General features: G+C 63.5%; 4 protein-coding genes. 1 reads left to right on the top strand and 3 read right to left on the bottom strand.

Features of this window, described 5'->3' with window-relative positions; translation table 11 throughout:
• The 3 genes from MOV75_RS32555 to MOV75_RS32545 all read right to left on the bottom strand — a co-directional run.
• On the bottom strand, positions 1–463 hold a 463-nt coding region (locus tag MOV75_RS32555), incomplete at its 3' end, for an alcohol dehydrogenase catalytic domain-containing protein (RefSeq protein ID WP_247007375.1).
• Positions 463–1,071 (bottom strand): 2-hydroxychromene-2-carboxylate isomerase, encoded by a 609-nt coding sequence (locus MOV75_RS32550; protein WP_246930345.1) that lies wholly within the window; start codon positions 1,069–1,071, stop codon positions 463–465. The genes MOV75_RS32555 and MOV75_RS32550, both read right to left, overlap by 1 nt.
• Before the next feature lie 143 nt (positions 1,072–1,214).
• Positions 1,215–1,916 carry a glutathione binding-like protein gene (locus MOV75_RS32545; RefSeq protein ID WP_246930342.1) on the bottom strand — a complete coding sequence of 234 codons (702 nt, stop codon included), beginning with the start codon at positions 1,914–1,916 and terminating at the stop codon, positions 1,215–1,217.
• 134 nt (positions 1,917–2,050) lie between these two features.
• Between MOV75_RS32545 and MOV75_RS32540 the strand changes: the two genes are divergently transcribed.
• Positions 2,051–3,066: methionine synthase (locus MOV75_RS32540; RefSeq protein ID WP_247007373.1), on the top strand; the 1,016-nt coding region annotated here is incomplete at its 3' end.

The following is a 3,066-nucleotide window of genomic DNA, read 5'->3' as shown; positions in this document are numbered from 1 at the left end:
GGCCAACGCCGCCGCCGGCGCCATGCACCAGCAGCACCTCGCCGGGCGCAATTCGGCCGCGGTCGATCAGCGCGTGATAGGCGGTGCCGTGGCCGGCGAGATAGGTCGCAGCCTCGGCGTAGTCGAATGTCGACGGCTTGGGGGTGAGCTGCGACGGCGTGACGACGGCTTCCTCGGTGAATGCGCCGTGGCGCATCTTGACGATGACCTTGTCGCCGACGGCAACACCGCTCGCCTCCGCGCCCACCTCGGTCACGTCCCCAGCGGCTTCCATGCCCGGTGTGAACGGCAGTTCCGGCTTGAGCTGATATTCGCCGGCGGCCATCAGCACGTCGGGAAAGTTCAGCCCCGCGGCGCGGATCGCGACGCGCACCTCCCCCGGCTTCAGAGCGCGCGGCGGAAACTCCTCCAGCCGCAACGTTTCGGGCGAGCCGAGCGTGCGGCAGACGACGGCGCGCACCATCAGGCCGCGCTCGCCTTGCTGCGCTTGAGCGCCTCGCGGATCAGCGGCAGGCGATCGTTGCCGAAGTACATATCGGTCTTGCCAACGAAGATCGTCGGCGAGCCGAAGCCGCCGCGGGCGACGACCTCCTCGGTGTTGGCCTTGAGCTGATCCTTGATCCCCTGCTCCGCGATACCGGCGAAGAATTTCGGCGCGTCGATGCCGACCTGCTTGCAGATGTCGGCAAGCACCGCGTCCTGCGAGATGTCCTTGTCGGCGCTCCAATAGGCCTCGAACACGGCCGTCGCAAACGGCACCACGTCTTTACCCAACCAGATACAGCCGCGCATCACCTTCACGCTGTTCACCGGAAACACCGTCGGCGGCATCTTGATCGCAAGGCCTGCCGAGCGCGCCCAGTCCTGAAGGTCCTTCTTCATATAGCGCGCCTTCAGCGGCACTGGCGTCTCGCGCTGCGCGTAGACGCTCGGGTTGACCGTATTGAAGATGCCGCCGACCAGGATCGGTCGCCAGACGATCTCGGCGCCCAGTTCCCTGGCGAGCGGCTGGATGTTGTGGAAGGCGAGATAGGTCCAGGGGCTGGAGCAGTCGAAGAAGAATTCGATCATGGCGTTTCCTTTTACTTGTATCGGTAGGCTCTATGTTCCGTCATTGCGAGCGAAACGAAGCAATCCAGAATCTTTCCGCGGAGACAGTCTGGATTTCTTCGTCGCAAGGGCTCCTCGCAATGACGAGGTGAGAGCAGTGGCCGTTACTTCCTTCCCAACACTTCCTTCGCACGCTGCCCGAACATGATCTTGCGTGATTCCTCGTCGAACGGCTCTTTCACGAATTTTCCGATCGCAAGCCCCGCCTGCACCTGCGGCCTGGCGCGGACCTCGGCATACCAGCGCTTCACGTTCGGATAGTCGTCGAGCGTAAAGCCCTGCGCCTTGTGGGTCATGGTCCAGGGGAAGCAGGCGATGTCGGCGATGGAATAATCGCCGGCGACATAGGCACCGGTGTTCTCCAACTGCCGGTCGAGCACCCCATACAGCCGAGCCGCCTCGTCGCGGTAACGCTGGATCGCATAGGGAATCTTCTCCGCCGCATAGAGCGCGAAATGGCCGTGCTGGCCGAGCATCGGTCCGAGGCCGGCCATCTGCCACATCACCCACTGGATGGTGGTGGAGCGGCCGCGCAAGTCGGTCGGCAGCAGGCGGCCGGTCTTCTCCGCCAGATAAACCAGAATTGCGCCGGTCTCGAAGGCCGAGAACGGTTCGCCGCCGTCTGCGGGTGCGTGATCGACGATGGCGGGGATGCGATTGTTCGGGGAGATCGCCAGAAACTCGGGACCGAACTGCTCGCCGGTGCGGATGTTGATGGGCTTCACGGTGTAGGGAAGCCCGAGTTCCTCCAGCATGATCGAGATTTTCCAGCCGTTCGGCGTCGGCGCGTAATAGAGGTCGATCATGACCTTTCCCTTGGCCCTTCCTGTGGGCCTTCCCTGTCATCGCCGCTGGAATAGAGCGCGACTTTCGTTGTTCTGTACCTCGACGTTAGGACATGGCAGGAAGAGGCGCAACACAACCGGCCGGGAGGGCCGCCATGCTGTTTCCAACCACGATCGCCGGCTCCTTGCCAAAGCCGGAATGGCTCGCCGAGCCCAACATGCTCTGGGCGCCCTGGAAATCTCAAGGCGAGGAGCTTCTCCGCGCCAAGCGCGACGCGACGCTGATCTGGGTCAAGATCCAGGAGGACGCCGGCATCGACATCGTCACCGAGGGCGAGCAGGCCCGTCAGCATTTCGTCCACGGTTTCCTGGAGAAGATCGACGGCATCGATTTCGCCCACAAGGTCGAGATGGGCATCCGGAAAGATCGCTACAAGGCGATGGTCCCGCAGGTGGTCGCGCCGCTCCGGCTGAAGGAGCGCGTGCATGCCTTTGAGGCGCGCGCGGCGCGCACGCATACGAAGAAGAAGCTGAAGTTCACGCTGCCCGGTCCGATGACCATCATCGACACCATTGCCGACCGCTATTATGGCGACCGCGTGAAGATGGCGTTTGCCTTCGCCGAGCTGCTCAACGAGGAGGCCAAGGCATTGCAGGCCGACGGCATCGATCTGGTTCAGTTCGACGAGCCCGCCTTCAATGTCTACATGGACGAGGTCAACGATTGGGGCATCAAGGCGCTGGAGCGCGCGGCACAGGGCCTGACCTGCGCCACGGCCGTGCACATCTGCTACGGCTACGGCATCAAGGCCAACACCGACTGGAAGGAGACGCTCGGCAGCCAATGGCGGCAGTACGAGCAGATCTTTCCGGCGATCGACGCCAGCCCGATCCAGCAGGTCGCGATCGAATGTCGCAATTCGAAAGTGCCGCTCGACCTGCTCGCGCTCTTGAAGAACAAGATCGTGCAGGCCGGCGTGATCGACGTCGCCAGCGACATTGTGGAGACCGCCGAAGACGTCGTGCAGGTGATCGACGCGGTGTCGAAATTCGTGCCCAAGAGCAACATCATCGCCACCACCAATTGCGGCATGGCGCCGATGCGGCGCGAGATCGCCGAAGCCAAGCTGATGGCGCTCGGCGCCGGCGCCGCGCTGGCGCGCGAGAAGCT

The sequence above is a fragment of the Bradyrhizobium sp. PRIMUS42 genome (assembly GCF_023006515.1).
In the GTDB taxonomy this organism is placed as follows: Bacteria; Pseudomonadota; Alphaproteobacteria; order Rhizobiales; family Xanthobacteraceae; genus Bradyrhizobium.
The sequence above is the reverse complement of the archived record's forward strand: the minus strand, read 5'-3'. Positions and strand labels throughout refer to the sequence as shown.

What these genes read in the sequence shown, in the direction of transcription:
- MOV75_RS32545 (WP_246930342.1), bottom strand. Translation starts at nt 1,916, where the DNA reads ATGATCGACCTCTATTACGCGCCGACGCCGAACGGCTGGAAAATCTCG.
- MOV75_RS32550 (WP_246930345.1), bottom strand. Translation starts at nt 1,071, where the DNA reads ATGATCGAATTCTTCTTCGACTGCTCCAGCCCCTGGACCTATCTCGCC.